The sequence below is a fragment of the Pseudoalteromonas carrageenovora IAM 12662 genome, assembly GCF_900239935.1.
Lineage (GTDB): Bacteria > Pseudomonadota > Gammaproteobacteria > Enterobacterales > Alteromonadaceae > Pseudoalteromonas > Pseudoalteromonas carrageenovora.
The window spans coordinates 2,619,402-2,641,876 of sequence record NZ_LT965928.1 but is presented as its reverse complement, the minus strand read 5'-3'; the positions used below and the strand labels follow the sequence as shown (position 1 = coordinate 2,641,876).

Annotated in this window: 25 protein-coding genes; 18 read left to right on the top strand and 7 right to left on the bottom strand. The window is 39.1% G+C overall.

Annotated elements, in window-relative coordinates; genetic code table 11:
* Positions 1-96 precede the first annotated feature (96 nt).
* Entirely contained in the window at positions 97-243 is a 147-nt protein-coding gene (locus ALFOR1_RS11970) for a hypothetical protein (protein WP_165491319.1), read from the top strand.
* Here ALFOR1_RS11970 and smrA read toward each other — a convergent pair.
* The 3 genes from smrA to ALFOR1_RS11955 form a co-directional block, all read right to left on the bottom strand.
* Positions 240-821, bottom strand: coding sequence for a DNA endonuclease SmrA (smrA, locus tag ALFOR1_RS11965; RefSeq protein ID WP_104643099.1), 582 nt, complete (start codon positions 819-821; stop codon positions 240-242). The two genes, ALFOR1_RS11970 and smrA, sit on opposite strands and share 4 nt — an antisense overlap.
* Before the next feature lie 127 nt (positions 822-948).
* The gene (locus ALFOR1_RS11960; RefSeq protein WP_104643098.1) at positions 949-1,194 is read right to left on the bottom strand and encodes a hypothetical protein; all 246 of its coding nucleotides are present in this window, start codon (positions 1,192-1,194) and stop codon (positions 949-951) included.
* A 106-nt stretch (positions 1,195-1,300) separates the two neighbouring features.
* Positions 1,301-1,744 (bottom strand): hypothetical protein, encoded by a 444-nt coding sequence (locus ALFOR1_RS11955; RefSeq protein ID WP_104643097.1) that lies wholly within the window; start codon positions 1,742-1,744, stop codon positions 1,301-1,303.
* A 104-nt stretch (positions 1,745-1,848) separates the two neighbouring features.
* Between ALFOR1_RS11955 and ALFOR1_RS11950 the strand changes: the two genes are divergently transcribed.
* Positions 1,849-2,232, top strand: a complete 384-nt coding sequence (locus ALFOR1_RS11950; protein ID WP_058548527.1) for a response regulator — start codon at positions 1,849-1,851, stop codon at positions 2,230-2,232.
* Positions 2,233-2,308: 76 nt separating this feature from the next.
* Here the strand turns inward: ALFOR1_RS11950 and rpsT are convergent, their stop codons facing one another.
* Positions 2,309-2,569 carry a 30S ribosomal protein S20 gene (gene rpsT, locus ALFOR1_RS11945; protein ID WP_002958225.1) on the bottom strand — a complete coding sequence of 87 codons (261 nt, stop codon included), beginning with the start codon at positions 2,567-2,569 and terminating at the stop codon, positions 2,309-2,311.
* A gap of 294 nt (positions 2,570-2,863) precedes the next feature.
* Here rpsT and murJ point away from each other — a divergent pair, with 294 nt between their 5' ends.
* The 13 genes from murJ to ALFOR1_RS11880 all read left to right on the top strand — a co-directional run bounded on the left by murJ (position 2,864) and on the right by ALFOR1_RS11880 (position 17,922).
* A complete protein-coding gene (gene murJ, locus ALFOR1_RS11940) occupies positions 2,864-4,402 on the top strand; it encodes a murein biosynthesis integral membrane protein MurJ (protein ID WP_058548731.1) in 1,539 nt (512 codons plus the stop codon).
* An 82-nt stretch (positions 4,403-4,484) separates the two neighbouring features.
* Complete coding sequence (gene ribF, locus ALFOR1_RS11935; RefSeq protein ID WP_104643096.1) at positions 4,485-5,411, top strand: bifunctional riboflavin kinase/FAD synthetase; 927 nt, start codon at positions 4,485-4,487, stop codon at positions 5,409-5,411.
* Positions 5,412-5,440: 29 nt separating this feature from the next.
* Entirely contained in the window at positions 5,441-8,269 is a 2,829-nt protein-coding gene (gene ileS, locus ALFOR1_RS11930) for an isoleucine--tRNA ligase (protein WP_104643095.1), read from the top strand.
* A 12-nt stretch (positions 8,270-8,281) separates the two neighbouring features.
* Entirely contained in the window at positions 8,282-8,782 is a 501-nt protein-coding gene (lspA, locus tag ALFOR1_RS11925) for a signal peptidase II (RefSeq protein ID WP_058548524.1), read from the top strand.
* Complete coding sequence (gene fkpB / locus ALFOR1_RS11920; RefSeq protein WP_104643094.1) at positions 8,779-9,219, top strand: FKBP-type peptidyl-prolyl cis-trans isomerase; 441 nt, start codon at positions 8,779-8,781, stop codon at positions 9,217-9,219. The genes lspA and fkpB overlap by 4 nt, the downstream gene beginning before the upstream one ends.
* Positions 9,219-10,148 carry a 4-hydroxy-3-methylbut-2-enyl diphosphate reductase gene (gene ispH / locus ALFOR1_RS11915; RefSeq protein ID WP_058548522.1) on the top strand — a complete coding sequence of 310 codons (930 nt, stop codon included), beginning with the start codon at positions 9,219-9,221 and terminating at the stop codon, positions 10,146-10,148. Before fkpB ends, ispH begins: the two co-directional genes overlap by 1 nt.
* A 40-nt stretch (positions 10,149-10,188) precedes the next feature.
* Positions 10,189-11,226: a sensor histidine kinase gene (locus ALFOR1_RS11910; protein ID WP_104643093.1), complete on the top strand. Its 1,038-nt coding sequence runs from the start codon at positions 10,189-10,191 to the stop codon at positions 11,224-11,226.
* Positions 11,223-11,927 (top strand): LytR/AlgR family response regulator transcription factor, encoded by a 705-nt coding sequence (locus tag ALFOR1_RS11905; protein WP_104643092.1) that lies wholly within the window; start codon positions 11,223-11,225, stop codon positions 11,925-11,927. Before ALFOR1_RS11910 ends, ALFOR1_RS11905 begins: the two co-directional genes overlap by 4 nt.
* A gap of 303 nt (positions 11,928-12,230) precedes the next feature.
* A complete protein-coding gene (gene pilV, locus ALFOR1_RS11900) occupies positions 12,231-12,791 on the top strand; it encodes a type IV pilus modification protein PilV (protein WP_058548519.1) in 561 nt (186 codons plus the stop codon).
* A gap of 1 nt (position 12,792) precedes the next feature.
* Entirely contained in the window at positions 12,793-13,776 is a 984-nt protein-coding gene (locus ALFOR1_RS11895) for a PilW family protein (protein ID WP_058548518.1), read from the top strand.
* The gene (locus ALFOR1_RS11890; RefSeq protein WP_104643091.1) at positions 13,764-14,267 is read left to right on the top strand and encodes a pilus assembly PilX family protein; all 504 of its coding nucleotides are present in this window, start codon (positions 13,764-13,766) and stop codon (positions 14,265-14,267) included. The genes ALFOR1_RS11895 and ALFOR1_RS11890 overlap by 13 nt, the downstream gene beginning before the upstream one ends.
* A 1-nt stretch (position 14,268) precedes the next feature.
* The gene (locus ALFOR1_RS11885; protein WP_104643090.1) at positions 14,269-17,490 is read left to right on the top strand and encodes a PilC/PilY family type IV pilus protein; all 3,222 of its coding nucleotides are present in this window, start codon (positions 14,269-14,271) and stop codon (positions 17,488-17,490) included.
* 9 nt (positions 17,491-17,499) lie between these two features.
* Positions 17,500-17,922 (top strand): type IV pilin protein, encoded by a 423-nt coding sequence (locus ALFOR1_RS11880; protein ID WP_058548515.1) that lies wholly within the window; start codon positions 17,500-17,502, stop codon positions 17,920-17,922.
* Between the two features lies 1 nt (position 17,923).
* On the opposite strand, the gene ALFOR1_RS11875 is transcribed toward ALFOR1_RS11880, so the two are convergent.
* Both ALFOR1_RS11875 and ALFOR1_RS11870 read right to left on the bottom strand, forming a co-directional pair.
* Positions 17,924-18,454, bottom strand: a complete 531-nt coding sequence (locus tag ALFOR1_RS11875) for a GspH/FimT family pseudopilin (protein WP_058548514.1) — start codon at positions 18,452-18,454, stop codon at positions 17,924-17,926.
* 79 nt (positions 18,455-18,533) lie between these two features.
* Positions 18,534-19,085: a GspH/FimT family pseudopilin gene (locus ALFOR1_RS11870; protein ID WP_058548513.1), complete on the bottom strand. Its 552-nt coding sequence runs from the start codon at positions 19,083-19,085 to the stop codon at positions 18,534-18,536.
* A gap of 158 nt (positions 19,086-19,243) precedes the next feature.
* On the opposite strand from ALFOR1_RS11870, the gene glnB reads away from it, so the two are divergent.
* Positions 19,244-19,582 (top strand): nitrogen regulatory protein P-II, encoded by a 339-nt coding sequence (gene glnB, locus ALFOR1_RS11865; protein ID WP_058548512.1) that lies wholly within the window; start codon positions 19,244-19,246, stop codon positions 19,580-19,582.
* A 208-nt stretch (positions 19,583-19,790) separates the two neighbouring features.
* Here glnB and ALFOR1_RS11860 read toward each other — a convergent pair whose 3' ends face one another.
* Positions 19,791-20,555 (bottom strand): outer membrane protein assembly factor BamD, encoded by a 765-nt coding sequence (locus tag ALFOR1_RS11860; protein ID WP_058548511.1) that lies wholly within the window; start codon positions 20,553-20,555, stop codon positions 19,791-19,793.
* Positions 20,556-20,696: 141 nt separating this feature from the next.
* Between ALFOR1_RS11860 and rluD the strand changes: the two genes are divergently transcribed.
* Both rluD and pgeF read left to right on the top strand, forming a co-directional pair.
* Positions 20,697-21,674 carry a 23S rRNA pseudouridine(1911/1915/1917) synthase RluD gene (gene rluD / locus ALFOR1_RS11855; protein WP_104643089.1) on the top strand — a complete coding sequence of 326 codons (978 nt, stop codon included), beginning with the start codon at positions 20,697-20,699 and terminating at the stop codon, positions 21,672-21,674.
* On the top strand, positions 21,674-22,405 hold the full coding sequence (pgeF, locus tag ALFOR1_RS11850) for a peptidoglycan editing factor PgeF (RefSeq protein ID WP_104643088.1): 732 nt from the start codon (positions 21,674-21,676) through the stop codon (positions 22,403-22,405). Before rluD ends, pgeF begins: the two co-directional genes overlap by 1 nt.
* The last annotated feature ends 70 nt before the right edge of the window (positions 22,406-22,475 follow it).

Below are 22,475 nucleotides of genomic sequence, written 5' to 3'. Positions count from 1 at the left end.
GAGATAGCTAATTAGTTTAAAAAACAGCTTGTTAACATTTGTAATTTTTATTAGTGTAAAGCTGTTCTCACTAATAAAAATTACAAAGAGGGTGTTATGAAATCGAGTCAAAGTGGCGTTAAATTAAGCCTAGTTATCATTTCTATTGTAGTACTTGGCGTTTCTGCTTGGTTTAATCAGGCTAATGCCGAAGATATCCCTTCAAAAGTTCAAACCAAGGAAGAGTTAACGGTAGCGGATTAACCCCGCTTACTGTGTATTTCTCGGTTTTCGTTTTTCTTGTCTTCACTTTTTTTAAGTAATACATAAGTAGCACCGCTTCCACCGTGGTGCCTAAGTGCGGTATGAAAAGCCAATACTTGAGGCAACTCTTGTAGCCACTTGTTTACATAGCTTTTTAAAATGCCTGGTTTAGCTTTATTTTTTATGCCGATCCCGTGGCGTATTAATACAACACGTATATTTCGCTGGTGACAATCAGCAATAAAGCTAAATAAAGTGTTACGTGCGTTTTTAAGTAATTGCCCATGGAGGTCAAGCGTGGCATCTACTTGGTATTTAGCTAAACGTAAGTTTTTGAAAACCGCACTTTGTACGCCATCTTTTTTAAAGCTTAATATAGCGAGTGGGTCTAATATTTCAACATGCTCAGATTGTAAGTAATTTTCATCATTTGCTAGATTAGTTTGTGCTGCTTTACGTTTTTCTTGTTGGGCTAGGGTTGCACTGTGGCTATTTGAAATGGGAGTAACAGTATCGTGGTTTATTGGTTTTACATCTTCCATAGAAGATAAAAATAAATCAAAGTCAGATAAAGGCATAGTAAGACCTAAATTTAGAATAATACGTAATAAATTTTATCTCAGTTCATTGTGAACCCCAAACTTTAAATTTTAATATAAAAAAGCCCAGCAATGCTGGGCTATCAAATATTCTAAGGAGAAGTTGTTAATTTGGGGTTACGTTAAACTGCCCAAATGTATAAACTTTAAACAAGTAAAAAGTGTTGATCAACACTAAACTCATATTTGAAATAACACTCGACGACATAAGATCTAAGCTAAATGATAAGAATAACAAACCACAAGCACTAATGGCGGCAATGCGCAGCAGTGTTATCTGGTTAATAAAGAATGCACCTAAACCTAGTGCAAGTAGTGTCGTGTTTAAAAGCCAATCTAGCTCGTTTAGCATGGTCGTTTCAATAGTTCAGTTGTTGAAAAAAGGAGCGCCATTATGTTGATCTTTTGCACACCTTTCAACCAAGTAATTTTAAATTTTCAGATTAGTTTTTTTAATGCTAAAAGTAACTGCCTATTGCAGCAAATAAACCATTGTCAGCTATCACTTGATACTTTTGGCAGCTTTGTGGTTTTTGTAAATCACTGCATAAATAAAGGGATTTACGCTTAGAATCAAGCTGTGGGTGTAAGTTTGAATCAATAAGCATTGCGCCTTTACCAAAAACACCTGGCCAATAAATACTTTCACTTACCATCCCTAATTTTTTATAGGTGAGTAAGGTCGGTTTTGGAAACGCTAAAATAATCACCGCTATAACTGCAAGTGTTATAAATAACCCTTTTTTAGGTTTGGTGTGTTTGCATTTATCATCGAGAGTTTGTGCATTTGCGTTATTTGTTTGTGGACGCTGGGTTGAAGGCTGAGGCTTTCTTTTTTGGGGTGTTTTTTTTCTTGCTGGTGCTTTACCAAGCAGTGATTGTTTATTTGGTGTTTTAGACATAAAGCAAATCTGGCCTTTTTGGCGTAGGTCTCTATAATTAAATGAATAAATTTATGTATCAATATGATAACTTAAAGTTAGCTTATAGCCTACGAGGAATAAAGATGAATACGCAGCTATCAATTTTAATTGTAGATGACGTTAGCACGGTGCGTAGTTTTTTGAGCCAAACGCTCATGCACTTAGGGATAGACAATGTAAAGGAAGCATCTACGGCCTCGCAATGTATTAGTGAGTGTCAGGCTGCCAATTACGATATGATTTTTTTAGATATTGAATTACCAGATGGAGATGGTAAAGATTTGATTTCGCAAATCAATGAATTAAGCCCAGAGACAAATGTGGTGATGGTATCTGCACATTCAGGTGTTGATAACGTAAAGGATGCAATAGATAAAGGCGCTAAAGGGTTTGTTGTAAAACCATTTACACCTAAAAAAATAGCGGCAATGTTGAAGAAGTTTTACCCAGATTTAGAAAATGCATAAGCAAGTTAAGTGCAGTTAAAATTAAAGCAAAAAAAAAACCGGCAAATGCCGGTTTTTTATATTCTACAAAAACAAATTATAGCGCTTTAATTTTAGCGGCAATACGGCTCTTATGACGAGCTGCTTTGTTTTTGTGAATTAGACCCTTAGTTGCGTAACGGTCTAGGATAGGTGTAGCAACAGAAAAAGCTTGCTGTGCAGCTTCTTTATCGCCAGCTTCAATAGCAACAATTACTTTTTTGAAGTAAGTGCGCATCATTGAACGACGGCTTGCGTTGTGCTGACGGTTTTTTTCGCTAGTGATAGCGCGTTTTTTTGCAGACTTGATGTTAGCCAAGGTTTGCTCCTAACAATCTTAAATAAAGCTTAAATTAAAGGCCGTGGAATATGCCTGTTTTTATCATGAATGTCAATGTAAATTTAACAATCCAAGAAAAACTGCTCCTTATAACGAACATCAATTTGCCGCTTTAGCAGTTAATATCGATATTGTAACAAAGCACAGACTCCCAGCCTAGTGCTTTAAAGCGATTTATAAAAAAGACTGTGGCATAATTGCCCATATTAGGGATTTTTAAGTGGGTTTAAGGTGTCAAAAGGTTTATTTCGCTCAGGTATGATTGTGAGTTGTATGACTATGATTTCACGTATATTAGGGCTAGTACGAGATGCAGTAGTTGCAAATTTATTAGGGGCCAGCGCCGCTGCCGATGTTTTTTTATTTGCTAACCGTATTCCTAATTTTTTACGACGTTTGTTTGCCGAAGGTGCCTTTGCACAGGCGTTTGTACCTGTTCTTAGTGAAATTAAAGAGCAACAAGGTGATGACAAAGTTAAACTTTTTGTGGCGCAAGCTGCCGGTACGCTCGGTACAATTTTACTTATAGTAACCATATTTGGTGTCGTTGCTTCACCGGTAATTGCGGCCTTATTTGGTACAGGTTGGTTTATAGATTGGTGGCAGGGTGGCCCAAACGCTGAAAAATTTGAACTTGCTAGTTCGTTATTAAAGTTAACTTTTCCGTATTTATTTTTTGTGAGCTTAGTTGCGCTTAGTGGTGCAGTAATGAACGTTTATAACCGCTTTGCAGTCGCTGCTTTTACGCCCGTTTTACTTAATATATCAATAATCAGCTGCGCCATCTTTTTACATGATAAGTTTAGTGTTGGTGCATACGCTCTAGCTATAGGCGTATTTGTCGGTGGTATTGTGCAATTGTTATTTCAATTGCCGTTTTTATATCGCGCAAAAATGTTGGCGCGCCCGCGTTGGGCTTGGCAAGACGAAAATGTTAAAAAAGTTCGTAAGCTTATGCTTCCTGCATTGTTTGGCGTATCGATAAGCCAAATTAATTTATTACTAGATACCATGATAGCCTCACTATTAATGACAGGCTCTATAGCATGGCTTTATTACTCAGATAGGCTAATAGAGTTTCCGCTTGGTTTGTTTGGAATAGGTATTGCGACGGTTATTTTACCCGCACTCTCTAAATTGCACAGTAGTAAAAAATTGAGCGATTTTCAGCATACGTTAGATTGGGGTGTGCGCTTTGTAATATTTTTAGGTATACCAGCAATGGTTGGCCTAATGATAATTAGCCCACTTATAATTACGGTGCTATTCGATCATGGTGCTTTTAAAGAAGACAGTGTTGATCATGTAAAAGCGGTAAGTTTAGGTGTTGTTGCTTACTCTGTAGGGTTAGTTAGCTTTATGCTGATTAAAGTGCTCGCGCCTGGTTTTTATTCCCGTCAAGATACTAAAACGCCTGTACGCATTGGTATTATAACCCTAGTGCTAAATATGGTGTTTAACATTATGTTGGCCCCTTTTATAGGTTACTTAGGGTTAGCCCTTGCTACATCAATGTCGGCCAGTTGTAATGCATTTTTACTTTACAGGCAGCTTAAAAAAGAAAAAGTTTATCAGTTTTCTTCTATGAGTTTGCGTTTCACTATAAAGTGTATTGTTGCAAGTATAGTTATGGGATGTGTTACATGGTATGTAAGTAGTTACTATTATTGGGCTTCATGGACGTTTATGCAGCAAGTTATATTGTTAATTGCTCTTGTTGCATTAGCGGGAGTTAGCTACTTTGCAATGCTCTTTTTAATGGGCGTAAGACTAAATACGATAAAAAGTGTAGCAATTACTGAATCAAACTAAAAAAAAGATTATAATCGGCAGCCTTGTGGCTTTTCCTTGGTATAAGTCGTAATAATACTCGCTGAAAAAGGCTTTAGGTGGCATGGAGTTAATTAGAGGTATACACAATATTCGAGCGCATCACTTTGGGTGTGTGCTGACTATTGGTAATTTTGACGGTGTTCACTTAGGTCATTCGCAAGTATTAAAAGGTTTGCTAACCGATGCTAAAGCGCACAACTTACCAAGTACAGTGATGCTTTTTGAACCTCAGCCTCAAGAGTTTTTTGCTAAAAAAAATGCCCCAGCAAGGCTTACGCGATTACGTGATAAGTTGCGTTTGTTGAGCGATTTAGGCATTGAACGTGTAATTTGTATTAGCTTTAATCAGCAATTTGCAAATATGCAAGCTGAACAATTTGTAAGCGACATACTTATAAAAAAACTAGGTGTTAAAGCATTAACAGTAGGTGATGATTTTAGATTTGGGCAGCAGCGCAAAGGCAATTTTGATTTACTCGTTAGTATGGGTAATCAGGCGGGAATGGATGTGCAAAGCACAGCGAGTTTTCGCCAGTTAAATGCTAGAGTTAGCAGCACATTGATTCGTGAAGCATTAGCTGCTGGTGATTTAGCCAGTGCAAAAGTTATGCTTGGCCACAACTACGCTATCTCTGGGCGCGTAATACATGGCTGGAAAAGAGGCCGTGAGCTTGGTTTTAGAACAGCAAACATAGCGCTTAAACGCCAAGTTTGCCCTGTTAATGGTGTGTTTGCTGTGCAAGCTACAATTGCAGGTAAACAAATTTTTGGGGTTGCAAATATAGGCAACAAACCCACATTTAATGGAACACGTGCACTTCTAGAAGTTCATCTTTTTGATTTTGCACAAGACATTTATGGACAATTTATGCACGTGGAGTTAATACAAAAACTCCGCGACGAGAAAAAATTCGAGACATTAACACAACTCACGGCGCAAATAGCAACAGATGTTGCCGCCGCTAAGCAGTGTTTTGGTTTAAATTAGGCAGCCGATAGATACGGAATGTAGGATAAATGAGCGACTATAAACATACTTTGAATTTACCGGAAACACCGTTTCCAATGCGTGGCAATTTGGCACAACGTGAACCAAAAATGCTTAAAGCATGGTATGAAGACGACCTTTACGGTCAAATTCGCAGCGCTAAAAAGGGTAAAAAGACCTTTATTTTGCATGACGGCCCTCCGTATGCAAATGGCGACATCCACTTAGGCCACTCAGTAAACAAGATTTTAAAAGATATTATTGTTAAGTCTAAAACTTTATCTGACTTTGATTCGCCTTATGTACCTGGTTGGGACTGTCACGGTTTACCAATTGAGTTAATGGTTGAGAAAAAAGTAGGTAAGCCGGGTGTAAAAGTGACGGCGAGCGAGTTTCGCGAAAAGTGTCGTGCGTATGCTAAAAAGCAAGTTGAAGGCCAAAAGGTTGATTTTAAACGTTTAGGCGTATTTGCAGATTGGGATAAGCCTTACTTAACAATGAATTTTGACTTTGAAGCGAATGCAATTCGTGTGCTTGGTCGTATTATTAAAAATGGTCACTTACACAAAGGCGCTAAGCCTGTGCATTGGTGTACAGATTGTGGCTCTGCATTAGCAGAAGCAGAAGTTGAATATCAAGATAAACAGTCGCCAGCAATTGACGTACGTTTTATTTTTGATGATCAAGACGCAGTAGTAAATGCGTTTGACCTAGCCCAAGGCCATGAAGGCCAAGGTAGTGTTGGAACTGTTATTTGGACAACAACGCCATGGACGCTTCCTGCAAACCGTGCTGTTGCTGTTCATGCCGATCTAGAATATGCGCTTGTACAAGTTGAAGATGAAGGCGCACAGCAGCGTTTAATCTTAGGCTCAGAACTTGTTAAAGATGCAATGGACCGTTTTGGTTTTGATCATTACCACGTATTAGGTTACGTAAAAGGTGCTGTACTTGAAAACTTGCAAGTAGCGCATCCTTTTTATGACTTTAGTGTACCAGTGATTGTTGCTGAACACGTTACTACTGACTCAGGTACAGGTGTTGTGCATACAGCGCCAGGACATGGCCAAGAAGATTTCGTGGCAGGCTTAAATTACAACCTAGAAGTCGCTAACCCTGTTGGCGCAAATGGTGTGTACTTACCTGAGACTGAGTTATTTGCAGGTCAGCATGTATTTAAAGCAAACGCGAGTGTAATTGAAGTACTAAAAGAGCGTGGTGCATTAGTGCATCATCATGCACTTACCCACAGTTACCCGCATTGTTGGCGCCACAAAACGCCAATAATTTTCCGTGCTACACCGCAGTGGTTTGTAAGTATGGATCAGGCTAACTTACGTCAAGATTCTCTTAAAGAAATCAAAAATACACAGTGGCTGCCGGAATGGGGCGAAAGCCGTATTTCTAACATGGTTGAAGGCCGTCCAGATTGGTGTATTTCGCGTCAGCGTACATGGGGTGTGCCGATTGCTTTATTTGTTGATAAAGACACCGGTGCTTTACACCCAAATACCCAAGAGCTTATCGAGCAAGCTGCAGAGCTTGTTGAAAAGGCAGGTATTCAAGCATGGTATGACCTAGAGCCAGCTACTTTACTTGGCGAAGAAGATGCTAAGCAATACATGAAAGTGCAAGACACGCTAGATGTATGGTTTGATTCAGGTGTGTCGCACGCATGTGTAGTAGATGCACGTGAAGATTTAGTTGGCCCAGCCGACTTATACCTTGAAGGTTCTGATCAACATCGTGGTTGGTTTATGTCGTCAATGATGACATCGGTTGCGATTAATGGACATGCACCATATAAGCAAGTACTTACGCATGGTTTTACCGTTGATGAAAACGGCCGTAAAATGTCTAAGTCACTGGGTAATGTTATCTCTCCGCAAAATGTAATGAATAAGCTTGGTGCTGACATTTTACGCTTGTGGGTTGCTTCTACCGATTACACGGCAGAAATGACTGTGTCTGATGAAATATTCAAACGCTCTGCGGATCGTTATCGTCGTATTCGTAACACTAGCCGTTACTTATTAGCTAACTTAAATGGTTTTGATCCTAAAACTGATCAAGTTGCTGTAGATGACATGGTTGAGCTTGATAAGTGGATTGTTGGCCGTGCAGCACAGTTACAAGACGAGATTTTAGCCGCTTACGATAGCTACCAAATGTTATTAGTAACGCAAAAGCTAATGAACTTCTGTACCGGTGAACTTGGCTCATTTTACTTAGATGTAATTAAAGACCGTCAGTACACAGCTAAAAGCGATAGCCATGCACGTCGTTCTTGTCAAACTGCGCTTTACCATATTGCAGAAGCTATGACGCGCTGGATGGCGCCAATTATGAGCTTTACAGCACAAGAGATCTGGGAAGCCTTACCAGGCGAGCGCAGTGATTACGTATTTACATCAGTATGGTATGACGGCTTACAAGCACCAACGAGCAGTCAGTTTAGTAACGATGATTGGCAAGCAATTTTAAATGTACGCGATGAAGTTAACCGCTTATTAGAAGCTGCACGTAAAGAAGAAGTAATTGGTGCAACACTACAAGCAACAGTTAATTTATTTGCGGATAAAGACCTTGCAAGCACACTTGCTTCACTAGGTGATGAGCTTCGTTTTGTATTGTTAACATCAGCAGTAAACGTTAAGCAGGTTGATAGCCAACCAACAGATACGCAAGCAACAGAAATTGAAGGTTTATACATTAGTGTTGCAGCAACAGATGCAGCTAAGTGTGAGCGTTGTTGGCACTATAGCGACGATGTAGGAACTGATCCTGCTCATCCTGAAATTTGTGGCCGTTGTGTAAGTAATGTTGATGGCGAAGGTGAAAAGCGTCAATTCGCTTAGGAGCTTTACTCAGTGAGCAAACTAGCCCAAAAAAGTGGTTTAGTGTGGCTTTGGTTAAGTCTATTACTGTTAGTAATAGACTTTGCCAGTAAAACACTAGTTGTGAATACCATGGCTTATCAAGAGTCTATAAATTTACTGCCTGTTTTTAGTATTACTTACGTACATAACTATGGCGCAGCCTACAGCTTTTTAAGTGAAGCAGGTGGTTGGCAACGTTGGTTTTTAAGCTTTATAGCTATTGCCATTAGTGGGTTACTTGTTTGGTGGCTTAAGCGATTACCAGCGACCAACAAAATATTGTGCAGTGCTTATGCGTTAGTACTTGCAGGCGCAATAGGTAACTTATATGACCGTATAGCTTATGGTTATGTAATTGACTTTATTCATGTGTTTTACGATAAGTCACATTTTCCAGTATTTAATATTGCTGATTGCGCTATTTGTATTGGTGCCGCGTTATTATTATTTGATGCCTTTACAGGCGAAAGTCCTAAGGAGCATAAAGCATGAGCCAAGCTGTAATTGGTGAAAACTCGCAAGTTATTTTTCATTTTTCTATTAAGTTAGAAGATGGCTCTGCCGCAGACTCTACAAAGGTTCATAACAAACCTGCAAAATTAACAATGGGTGATGGTAGCTTAACGGCAAACTTCGAAAAGTGTTTATTAGGGTTAACTGCTGGTGAAAGTAAAACATTTGAATTAGAACCTGAAGATGCTTTTGGTCAGCCAAATCCAGATAATATTTACTATGTTGACCGCAGTAAGTTTGGCCCAGAAACACCTGCTCAAGTAGGTGCTATCATTGCGTTTACACAACCTGATGGTACTGAACTTCCTGGGCTTGTTCGAGAAGTGCAAGGGGAGTCGGTTACTATCGATTTTAACCACCCGCTATCGGGTCAGCGCCTAACATTTGAAGTAGATATTATTGAGGTAGAAGGCTAATGGATATTTTATTAGCTAACCCACGTGGTTTTTGTGCGGGCGTTGACCGTGCAATCAGCATTGTAGAGCGTGCTTTAGATATTTTTGAAAAGCCAATTTATGTTCGTCACGAAGTGGTACATAACCGCTACGTGGTCGATGGGCTAAAAAGCCGTGGCGCAGTGTTTGTTGAAGAGCTTGATCAAGTACCTGACGACAGCATTGTAATTTTTAGTGCTCATGGTGTATCGCAAGCGGTACGCTCTGAGGCGAAACGCCGTGACTTAAAAGTATTTGATGCAACATGTCCGCTTGTAACTAAAGTTCATATGGAAGTTACACGCGCTAGCCGCAAGGGTATTGAATGTATTTTAATTGGGCACCATGGACACCCTGAAGTAGAGGGTACAATGGGGCAGTACGATAACGATGAAGGCGGGATTTACCTGGTAGAAACCGCGGAAGACGTTATTGCACTCAATGTAAAAAATGCCGAAAACTTATTTTATTGTAGCCAAACAACGCTTTCGGTAGATGATACGGCAGATGTCATTGACGCACTACGAGAGAAATTTCCTGCAATAGATGGCCCTCGAAAAGACGATATTTGTTATGCAACACAAAACCGCCAAGATGCGGTGCGTGATTTAGCTGATAAAGTTGATGTGCTTTTAGTTGTTGGAGCTAAAAATAGTTCTAACTCTAATCGCTTGCGCGAACTTGCAGATAAAATGGGCACAACGGCTTATTTAATTGATGATGCAACTGATGTACAAGAGCAGTGGGTTTCAGAGTCTAAGTCTGTTGGTGTTACGGCTGGAGCATCTGCACCAGAAGTACTTGTACAGCAAGTAATAACACGCCTTAAAGAGCTTGGCGGCAAGCAGGTAGTAGAAAACCCTGGTGAAGAAGAAAACATCGTATTTGCCGTTCCTGTTGAGCTGCGTTAATCTATATAAATTAATTATTTAGATTTCAAGGAGAGCTGTCATGAGCAAGTTGCTTCAATCTGATGCATTGCTTTTTTCAGCTCTTTTTAATGAGCGAGGGGTGCTAGCCTCGCTAGTTGTTACTCAAGTTATAGCTGTTGTATTGGCGTTTGCGCCAAATACCCAAGGTGACATTTGGTTACGCCTTGGGGTTATTAGTTTATTTTTACACTTAACTGTTTTATCAAGCACCTCAGCTCTGTATCTTTTTAAGCGCTTTTTACAAAAGCGAACAGACGTTTTTCAGCTCACGCTATTTTTTACCTCGTTTTTATTATTTACCTGCATATATAGTGTTTTATTTTCTCACTTTGCGTTTGATATAAATAAAGCCGATACCCTTATTTATTTTGTATTGCGAAATTGCCTTACAGTTTTTTTATTAGCCGCTTTGTTTGTACAGTTTTTATTTATCTATACTGAAAAAGAGCAGCAAACGAAGGCACTTTCTCGCGCGGAATTGGACGCTTTACAAGCTAGGATCCGTCCTCACTTTTTATACAACAGCTTAAATACAGCAGCAGAACTTACTCATCATGATGCTGATGCCGCTGAGCAAGCTATTTTAGCCTTGGCAGCTTTATCTCAAGCAGCTATGCGCTCTGGTAAAAGTGTATTACTCAATGATGAAATAACACTGAGTAAGCAATATGTAGCCTTGGAAACGTGGCGCTTTGGAGAGCGTTTAAAGGTTGATTGGCAAATACCGAATGAACTTCCTATATTACATATTCCATGTTTAACACTGCAGCCGCTAATAGAAAATGCGGTATGTCACGGAGTTGAAACAAGCGAAAGTGGCGCAATTATTAATGTTGAGCTGCATATTACTACCGGTTATATAACGATGATTGTTACTAACCCCATCACTATTACTAACAATCAAACTCGGCCTAATAATGGCATGGCACTTGATAATATTCGTCAGCGCTTAAATATTTATTATAAAAATAAAGCTCAGCTTGTCATCACCAATAAAAATGATGTATTTAGAGTAAAAGTAGTTATTCCTAAACATAATACTGAGAGTAGTCTATGAACGTATTAATAGTTGATGATGAACCATTGGCAAGAATGCGTTTAATTCGTTTACTAGCGCATGATAAAAGCATAGTTATTAAAGGCGAAGCCGGTAATGGCAATGAAGCCTTATTACTCATTAAAAAGCACACCCCCGATTTAATATTTTTAGACGTTGATATGCCCGGTTTAAATGGATTACAGGTTGCGAATGAGCTTAATAATTTAGCTTTACCTCCAGCTGTTGTGTTTATTACCGCTCACCCTGAGCATGCTCTTGATGCCCTGCAACTAAGTGCTGCAGGTTATTTAGTTAAACCTGTTACAGAACAATCATTAGTAAAAGTATTAGAGCAGGTTGGGCGCTTGAATAAAGCGCATGTGCAAAAACAACAATCAACAAAAATTAGTTACCAATTAGGGGGAACCATTAAAAGTGTTGAGCTTGACAATGTTTATTATTTTAATGCCCAAGAAAAGTACACTAATATGGTATTTGAAGGCGGGGAAGCATTTATTGAATCCAGCCTAAAGCAACTGGAATCACAGTATCCAGCTCAATTGGTACGAATACACCGAAATACCTTAGTAAATAAAAGCAAACTTTTATCTTTAAATACTCATGGCCCAGGTTTGCATAGTGTAGAGCTTATGGGTTGCAACGATCATTTAACCGTTAGCAGGCGAGAGCTAAAAACAGTAAAAAAGATTTTAAATTAGAGCCTATTATCATCTAGGATTGAGGTTTGCTAAATCTAGGTGGATAACGGCACGAGGTTCCTAGCTCCGGGTTTTTGGGAGCTGTTCTTACGATATCGTCTACTCATGAGAACAACTATATTACATAGGCTCTGACTTATTAAAACTCCAATCATATGACTGTAAATTTAACCTCTAAAGATAAATGGACTTTAGTGCTTATTAACCGTTTATCAACAAATTTAACCGCCTATCCTAGTAATTATTGAAACTAAGTTAGAATGACATAAACTTAGAATCAGATAATTTTTTATTTGGTTCACTATGCAATCTCCTCAAACTAAAACACAAAAAGGCTTCACTTTAATTGAAGTGCTCATTGCGTTTATTATTTTAAGCTTTGGTTTATTAGGTGCCGTAGCGCTTCAAGCAAAAGCTAAACAAGCAAGCTTTGATTCTATGCAGCGAGCCGCTGCTGTAGCGCTAGGTAATGATATTGTGCAGCGTATTCGTGCAAATGATACCGCCCAATTAGTCGCTCTATATACGCAAACATTTAATAGTGAAACTTCAACATCTACCTCGCAAACGTGTTTTACAAATACTTGTACAGCAGCGCAGGTTGCAGCATTAGATCTTGAACAGTGGAAAAGAGCAATCAGAGCGCGTGAAAATACGGGGTCGTTGGACGACGCAACTGTGTGTATAGCCCCAACGGCTGTGGCAGGTTCAGGCGGTAAGGCATTTAATTTAGAAGTGATAGTTTCATGGCAGGGACGGCAGGAGTTCAACGCTAATGATGATACCGCAGCTATAAAATGTGGTACAGCGGATAAAAAACGCCGCTTAGTAGTTTTAACTAGTTACATTTACCTTAGGAGCTAACATGAAGCAAAAAGGTTTTACACTTATAGAGGTTATGATTTCGTTATTTATAGGTGGCCTAATTTTAGGTGGCGTCATGTTCACTTATATAGGAATGAAAGTAACCACTAAGGATACGATGACCATTGGTGAGCTTCAGGAGTCAGGTCGATTAGCCATAAATATAATGCAACGTGATATTGAACAGATTGGCTTTTGGGGAACTTATTATGATGATTCGTTTACATCAGCCAATACAACATCGTTATCGAACCCTAGTGCTGATTGTACAGAGGGGTTAAATAACGGCAGCTTTCCTGATTTAGCGACAGCGAGTAACTTTAGAACTATTTATGCAAAAGTGGCTGATTCTACCAAAGAGTTAAACTGTGCAAATAACCCTATTAAAAATACAGATATCATTCAGTTAAAATTTTTACAAGGTAATCAGCTTGATGCAGGTGATACGCAAGCTGATGAAAACTATTTTATAGCAGAGCAAGAAAAGGCTCAATTTAAACGTGGAGCAATAGGTGCAGGCTCTATAAATGTAAATGCATCTATATGGCCATACAGCCACCATGTTTATTACTTATCAGAGCAAACTTATACAGTAAATAATAAAAGCCTCAAGGTGCCGGCATTAATGAGAAAGCGCTTAGTTGGTGGCAATATTACCACCGAAACTATAATGGAAGGCGTTGAAAATATGCGCTTTGTTTTTGGTCTTGATACAAATAGTGATAGCCGAGTTGATACATACAGAAGTATTAATGATATGGAGCATACAGATTGGGAAAACCGTAAAGGAATCTTAACTGTACAAGTATTTTTATTGATTAGGTCGTTACAAGAAGATCCGGGAGTGACAATTAAAAATCAAACATACACCTTGGGCGAAGATGAGGATAAGCGAGAGCTTTCCTTTACCGATAACTATAGACGCACAGTGTTCACAACCACAATTCGATTGAATAATGTAGGAGCCAACTTATGGCGCATTTAACACAGCTACGAGCTAAACAACAAGGTGTTGTACTAATTACGGCTCTTATCATGGTTATTGCAGTAACGGGTATTGCGGTTACTTTAATGAGCAGTAGTAGTATTGATATAAAAATTACTAATGCTGCACAAGAGCGAGAAGTTGCTGAGAATGAGCTTATCGGAGAGGTTCAAAGAATGATTTCTGACGAGGCAAATAAGGGAGCTGCAAATCAGTTTTTTTTATCGCCTGATGAAGTCACTACTATGGCCGATGCTGGTACAGAAGGCATGGTTATAGCCGAACACGATGAGATGAAAAGCAAAATGGTTAACCTCAATCAGGGCGCTCTTGATTTAGAATGCCCGCGCAGGTTCAATTTTACGGCAGGTATTTCATGCAATATGTTGCAAGTCTCTACCACTATAAAGTATGGCTCTAAAGCAAAGCACGAACTGACCATAGTGACTGGTGTAGCTCAAGAAATGGCTAGCACAAGTAAGGGGATTTAAAATGAAACTTAACAAAATACTTGCCTCATTAATTAGTTTGACGCTTAGTGCATCTGCTTTTGCTGAAGATATAGAGCTGTATGTTAACCATGATGTTGATGTAGAGGAAAAACCCCGCGTATTATTAATTTTTGATACATCAGGAAGTATGGCTTTTTCATCTTCAAACGGAGATAACTGTGGTTATAATAATTTTTTAGGATTGTATAACCTATGTGTGGATAGCCGACTTGCAGCTGCCCAGTTTGCAATGAATAAAGTGGTATCAGATAACGAAGACACTATTGATTTTGGCTTAATGCGTTTTAAGAGCACTACAGGTGGCTACATTGTAAACGGTGTTGGGAGTGACTCTTCAGTAGTACGCAATTCCATAGCGGCTTTGCCAGCTGATGGCGGAACCCCGCTTACAGAGACTTTATGGGAAGCCTATTTATATATTACCGGACAAGGAGTTCAATATGGTCTTGAAGCAACCACACTTGAACGCGATACAAGCGCTGAATTAAGAACCGGTAGCCAGTATACAGAGGTTGAATGTGATTGGGTTTGGAAAGGGCGACGTTCTGGATGGGTATATGAGTGTGAAAATGTAGTAAAAGATAACTACCAATATACTTACATATCCCCTTTTGAAGACAGCGATGCTGAAGCTATACGCTGTGATAATTCAATCAATATCATTTATATGACTGATGGCGACCCATCTGGTGATAATGACAGTGATAGCCAAATTAGTGCCGAGCATGAAAAATACTTTGGTGAAGGACTAAACTGGAATACAGATAGTTACTACAGCAGCTACCTTCACCAAATGGCTAAAATTATTCATGGTACAAGTGATGTAACAGTTGATTTATACCCTTCTACTCCCGATATTCACGAAACAGGTCGCTTATATACCATAGGTTTTGGCTCGGGTATGAGCGCAAGCGGTCAGGAACTTTTAAGGCGTGCAGCCTCTTTAGGTGGCGGTGAAAACTTACCTGCAAGTACCCCCGATGAGCTCTCTAACTCACTAAATAGCGCAATTTCTCGTATTCGTGAAGTAAACGATAGCTTTTCATCTCCCTCAGTAGCAAGTAATAACGTAGACCAAACACGTAGCCGCGATGCTATTTACTTTGCCATGTTCTACCCAGAAACTAACACAAGATGGGGCGGTAATTTAAAAAAATTAAAAGTATCAGGCAGTGAAATAGTCGACTCAGCAGATAATACAGCGCTTGATTCTGACGGTTTAATTGACACCGATGCTAAAACATTTTGGTTACCTGATGGCCAATCTGCCGATGGTAACTTAGTAGCGCAAGGTGGAGTGAATTACCATTTAGCTACATTAACAGGTACCCCAGCAGAAGACAGGCGCAACCTCTACACTGATAAACAAGGCGATATTGTAGATTTTACCACTAATATAGTGAGTGATATTTTAGACTTAGTAACTAATAACCCGATTAGCTTATCCAGTTCAGATATTGAATGGGCTATGGGCATTGATGTTGATGACGAGGATAACGATGGTTCAAATACAGACCAACGCAGCGATATTTTTGGCGACCCTCTTCACTCTAAACCTGTTGCCATAGACTACGGTAACGATGATATACGTATACTTATTGGCACTAACGCCGGCTTTTTACATATGTTTAAAGACGACGATACTAATAACGAAGTAAGTGAAAGCTGGGCATTCATCCCTTCAGACTTGTACGATATTATTCAGCCTTTACGCAACGAAGATACTGGTAAAGTGTATGGTATGGACGGCCCAATCAGTGTTTATTTTAGCGATAAAAGCTTAAATGATGAAGGTGTTAACGATGGTATTGTTGATGCCAGCGATGGCGACGATGTTTGGGCCTTTGCAGGAATGCGACGTGGCGGGAGAAACTACTATGCGCTTGATATCACAAACCCTAATGAACCAAAAAAATTATGGGATAATCCGATTGAAGGGGGTAAAGGCGATTTTACAGAGCTTGCACAAACGTGGTCAAAGCCACAGATAGCTTACATAAAAGCGTTTGGTGATAAACCATTATTAGTATTTGGTGCAGGGTATGATACAAATAAAGACGCTGTTGTAAGAAGTGAAGATTCAGTAGGTCGTGGTATTTATATTGTTGAAGCTGAAACAGGTAAAAAAGTGTGGGCTTTAACGCCTAGTGAGAATGGCTTTAAAGGAAAACACTCAATAGCAGCTAATGTATCTACATTAGATTCTGATTACGATGGCTATATTGATAGAATATATGCAGCTGATACTGGCGGAGATATTTGGCGTATTGATATGCCTGGTAGTAGCACAAGTAATTTTACACACTTTAAACTTGCTGAGTTAGGCAGTTCATTAGCGAGTCAGGATAGACGTTTTTTCTATCAACCACTAGTAGCGCGTACGCTTTATAGTAAAGTAAGTGAAACAACGATTAATGGTGAAACAGTCATTACTCGTTTAGATACACCCTATGATGCAATTGTGATTGGAAGTGGTAATCGCTCTAAACCAACCGGTACAAATGAAGACGATCAGTTATTTATGATCCGGGATGAAAATACAGTAACTAAATCGTTTACTACTTCGCCTACAGCGATTAAGCCAACGGATCTAATGCAAATGAATAGCGACCCATTTGGTAATGCATTAGATGATGTTGATGAATTTGTTGATTTAGAAGTTGATTTAGCTAAATTTAAAGGCTGGCGGTATGAGCTAGGTTCGGGTGAAAAATCATTAGCGGCAGCTACAGTGGTAGGGGGGGTAGCATACTTTACAAGTTTTACGCCATCTTCTGACACGTCAACTGAAAATCAGTGCTCGTTAAGTGGCGGTGGAGGTTCGTTATATGCTTTCCACTTACACTATGGGACCAAAGTGTATGACGATTTGAAATTTACAACTAGTTATGATGTGCCTGATACTCCTCAATTATACTTTGGAGAGGGGCCGTCATGTGCTGATGGGAATGGCGACGGCATGTGCGACGACAACCCAACTATTGAAGTAACACAGGAGAGTCAATTTTATTTAATTGGTCCTGGAATTAAAGGTGAGGATGCGCAAAATCCTATGAAACCTGTAGAGGTAGTAGGCCCAGGCTTAACGGTTGTGGACGGTACAATACAGTTAGTAAATGATTCTGATACAGTAGGATTTGGTTTTAAAACACAGCAAACCTATATCTTTAAACGCGAAGAAAATGATGAAGTGGGTAATTAAGGAATATATATGAGTAAACTAACTCGCGGTTTTACACTAATTGAACTAATGATTGCTGTTGCTATTGTCGGTATTTTAGCAGCAGTAGCGTTGCCTAATTACACTGAGTATGTAAAGCGAGCATCACGAGCTGAGGCTGCTGCTGCATTATTAGATGCAGCAAACAGGGAGGAGCAATTCTTTGTCGATAATCGTGAATATACAGAATCATTTGATGATTTAGGGTTGCAAGATAAAACCGAAAATGGTCATTTTGAATTATCTATAGATGTAGATGATGACGACAATACATTCACCATCACCGCAAAACCTATTGCTGGCGCTGTAAAAGGGGATACTGACTGTAAACAAATTACAATTACAGACACCGGTTACAAAGGCGCTAAAGGCACTAAAGGTAATTCTGATGTTGAATATTGCTGGGGGCGTTAATTTAATTTTTCTGGCATTTATCTGTTGATTTTATACGGATACGCCCAGTTTGACTTACTGATAAAGCCAGCCCCTCCAGGTTGGCTTTATCATTATTGGGGCAATAAATAAAAGTCCCATTTTGAAAGCCATTCAACGAACCATCAGGTCTAAAAGTAATTGCGCTACGAGGGTATTCAAGGCTATCAGCATCATGAACGTCTTCAAATGTACTTAACAGAAGCTCGTCATCATCTAGGGTGGTTGATTTATCATTATCGATAAATAGCGACATTTGCCCGTCCCACTCATCCTTACTACATTGGTTGTCTTTTAAAACACAAAGAGTGACATAGGTTCCATTTTCAATAGCGTAAAGTCGTCCGTAATTAATGTTTCTATGCAGAAGGTTTACGTGGTTATCTAAGCGATTATTTGCTAAAAAATCTGGATAAAACCACATTGAAAGTTGACTGATAATACTCACAATGGCTAACGAAATCATCAGCTCGAGTAGTGTCATACCTTTATTTTTATATATTGTTACCCTCATCCTTGAAGTCCTGAGTTTTAAAATGTATCAACTCAGTGTAGTAAATGATAAAAATATGACAATATAAACTGTGTGTTTTTTAACCGCAGGTTTTGTTTGTATCGCCTACGTAAAAGGCTGTACCTGATTGTGATACGGTTAATGCTTTATTATTTTCATTAGTACTATTAGGACAAAAAATAAAGTCTCCGGGCTTCGTCGTAATTCTACCACTGGTGTTAAAGCGTAAGCGACGATCGTTACCATCAAACGATAACTTATCGTTGTCTGATATTTCTTCCATTGCCCTAAGTAAGGTATCTGTAGCTTTATTGTATTGCCCGTCATTATCTACATCGATAAATACAGCAATAATTTTATCCTCATCCCACTTTGCGTTGCAGTTGAATGTATCTTTATTGTTTTTTATTCGACCTTGTCCTGTAGGACATACAACAACTATTTCATCAGTACTTGCTGCTTGTGAGCGTGCATATGCAATATTTCTTTTTAATTCCAATAAAAAATTTTCCGCTCTGTTTTCCTCAAGCATATCACTGCTATTCCAAAGCGCGATTGATGCAATAATACCGACTATGGCAACGGTGACCATAAGCTCTAAAAGGGTGAATCCATTTTGCTTATTATTCATATTAATCTCATGTACTGCTAATAGTTTAGTATAGCTATTTTTATGAAAATAATTATACCATGGTTGATTGTTTTATCATCAAATTCAATTGCTTTGTTTGCTATGGGCTTCTTGATTGTCTAAAATCGAGGCAACTGAAGCTTTAAAAAGTAATTAATATGAAAAAGATAGAAGCAATTATAAAACCATTTAAGCTTGATGATGTTCGCGAAGCCTTATCTGACGTGGGTATTACCGGTATGACTGTTAGTGAAGTTAAAGGCTTTGGGCGTCAAAAAGGGCATACTGAGCTTTATCGCGGCGCAGAATACATGGTTGATTTTTTACCTAAAGTTAAACTTGATATTGTACTAAGCGATGAAGACGTTGATCGTGCAATTGAAGTGATTGTTAAAACAGCGCAAACGGGGAAAATTGGCGACGGTAAAATCTTCGTGACTGATGTTGAGCGTGTTGTCCGTATTCGTACTGCTGAAGAAGATGAAGAAGCTATTTAATACCAACTTGTATAAATCTTTGATCAATTTAACGAATTAAATTGCACTATAACGTTGTTAAAAATTTTTTATTTAGAACAACTAGGTAAAAAACTTTTGCCTAGTTCTAGCGTAATTTTCTTGACGTTAAATAGACCCCACATATAAGCAGATTGGTATAATGACAATGTGGTATAGAAAAAGGCGCTTTAGTAAGCGCCTTTTTTGTTTATTTATTTCTGCTATTTACCATTCTGGTTTGTTTAGCATGTTCGCTTAGCTCTGTTAAGCCAAGTTTATCGTAGCTCTTTTCCATCATTTCTAAAGCAGGCTCTAAGTAACTGCTTTGCGAATAATGTTCTACAACATACTTGCCTCGGTTAGCGGCTGCTAAATAAGCTTCACGTTCGTAATAGTAAGTTGCTACTTTTAGCTCATAACGCGCCATACGGTTTAAAAGCCACACTAAGCGGCGTTTAGCCTCTGGTGCGTAATCGCTTTTTGGAAAACGCTTAACAAGAGTAGATAAATCTGTAAACGCTACACGTGTACGGTTTGCGTCACGGTCAGCTCTGTCTACGCCAAAGTATTCTTGGAATGCATTTTTATCGGCTTTAATATTTACTAAACCACGCATGTAGTACATGTAATCAAGATCTTTATGATTTGGGTTTAACCGAATAAAGCGATCGATTGTTGCAAGTGCTTGTTCAGTATTACCTGATTGGTAATGTGCATATACCAAATCCATTTGTACTTGTTTAGAGAATGGGCCAAACGGGTAGCGTGAATCTATAGCGCTTAAAAGTTCAATTGCACGAGCATATAAACCAGAATCTAGTGTTTCTTTTGCATCTTCGTATAGAGCGTGTGCAGATTTATTAGGTACACGTTGAATATCTTCTTGGTCTGGTGCAGACGAACATGCGCCTAAACTAAGTACAGAAGCTGAAAAAACAATGGCGAATGCACGTTTCCCTATTTTATTTATCATTTTATTTGTTACCTTCGATGTCTTCGGCTAGGCCAAGTCGGTAAAACCGAGTAAACTATGCGTATTATATTATGCTTTTATTAAAAGCGATTCTAACCCAGTCGAGCAAAGCTTGCACTGGTAAATTGGGTAAAGTTACTAATGTCAGAGCAAATTTCTCTTCAAGCCGATGTTCCTACCGACTTAGGTGGTAAACGTCTAGACCAAGTATTAGCACAATTGTTCCCTGATTATTCACGTTCTCGTATAAAAACGTGGATTTTGGATGATAAAATCACCGTAGACGGTGAAATTTTCAACACACCACGCGAAAAGCTACTAGGTGGTGAAGTTGTAAATGTTGAAACAACAATTGAAGCACCACGTGAATACGAAGCACAAGATATCAAATTAAACATTGTTTATGAAGATGATGATATTTTGGTTATTAATAAACCAATGGGATTAGTGGTACACCCAGGTGCAGGTAATCCAAATGGCACAGTGCTTAATGCACTATTACATTACTATCCTGAAATCATAAATGTGCCGCGTGCGGGTATTGTCCATCGTTTAGATAAAGACACTACAGGCCTAATGGTTGTAGCTAAAACGATTCAGGCTCAAACACATTTAGTGAAAGCACTACAAAAGCGCGAAAACTTCACTCGTGAATATGAAGCGTTATGTAATGGCACCATGACTGCTGGTGGTATGGTTGAAAAAGCAATTGGCCGCCATCCTACACAGCGTACTCATATGGCAGTACATGAAATGGGTAAACCCGCGATTACTCACTACCGTGTTGCTGAGAAGTTTCGTGCGCACACTCGTTTACGTTTACGCTTAGAAATAGGCCGCACGCACCAAATTCGTGTACACATGGCTCACTTGAACCATCCGTTAATTGGCGATCAATCATACGGCGGGCGCCCTCGTCCACCTAAAGGTGCAACACCTGAGTTATTTGAGTTACTTCGCAGCTTTAGACGCCAAGCACTGCATGCAGTAAAACTGAGCATTGCTCATCCAATTACTGGTGAAATGATGACATGGCAGGCACCTATTCCTGATGATATGGTCGCTATGACGGTTGCTCTACGTGAAGATACTAAAGCAAACCCTGATATCGATAGATAATGTATTTGTTATCAGCTCCATGGCAACGCCTTGATAGTGTAGATACTCTCAGTACTACACGTGAAGGCGGTGTATCAAAAGCGCCATTTTTAAATATGAACTTGGGGCTTCATGTTGGTGATAACAAAAACCATGTATTACAAAATCGCGCTTTACTCACCAAAAAACTGCCAGCCCCGGCTATATGGGTAAATCAAACACATAGTGCTGATGTTATCGTTGTTGATGAGCGATTTGATTTTAGTAAATTGCATGATGGCGATGCGTTATTCACAAGACTTAAAAGTCAGCCTTTAGCGATAATGACCGCAGATTGCTTACCCATTTTACTTACTAGTGAAAATGGCGAAGAAATAGCGGCGATTCATGGTGGTTGGCGTGGTTTAGAACGAGGGATTATTAAAAATACCCTCAGCTATTTTAAAACTACCCCTATTAAAATTCATGCTTGGCTAGGTCCTGCTATTGGACCCACTCAGTTTGAAGTAGGTGAAGAGGTTTTTAATTTATTTAAAGCACATTCGGCTTTATTTACTCATGCGTTTGAGCTGCAAAAAAATAAAAAATACCTTGCTGATATTTATCACATAGCCCGTATTCAGTTACAACAGTTAGGGGTTACAAATATTAGCGGCGGTGAGCACTGTACTGCTTTACAAGAAGAGCAATTTTTTTCGTATCGCCGCGATGGTCAAACAGGGCGTATGGCAAGTTTGATCTGGCGCAAGTAAAGCGTACATTAGTGATTATATTTATTCCCACACCTTGAACAATTCTATTAACATACCCATTTATTAAACA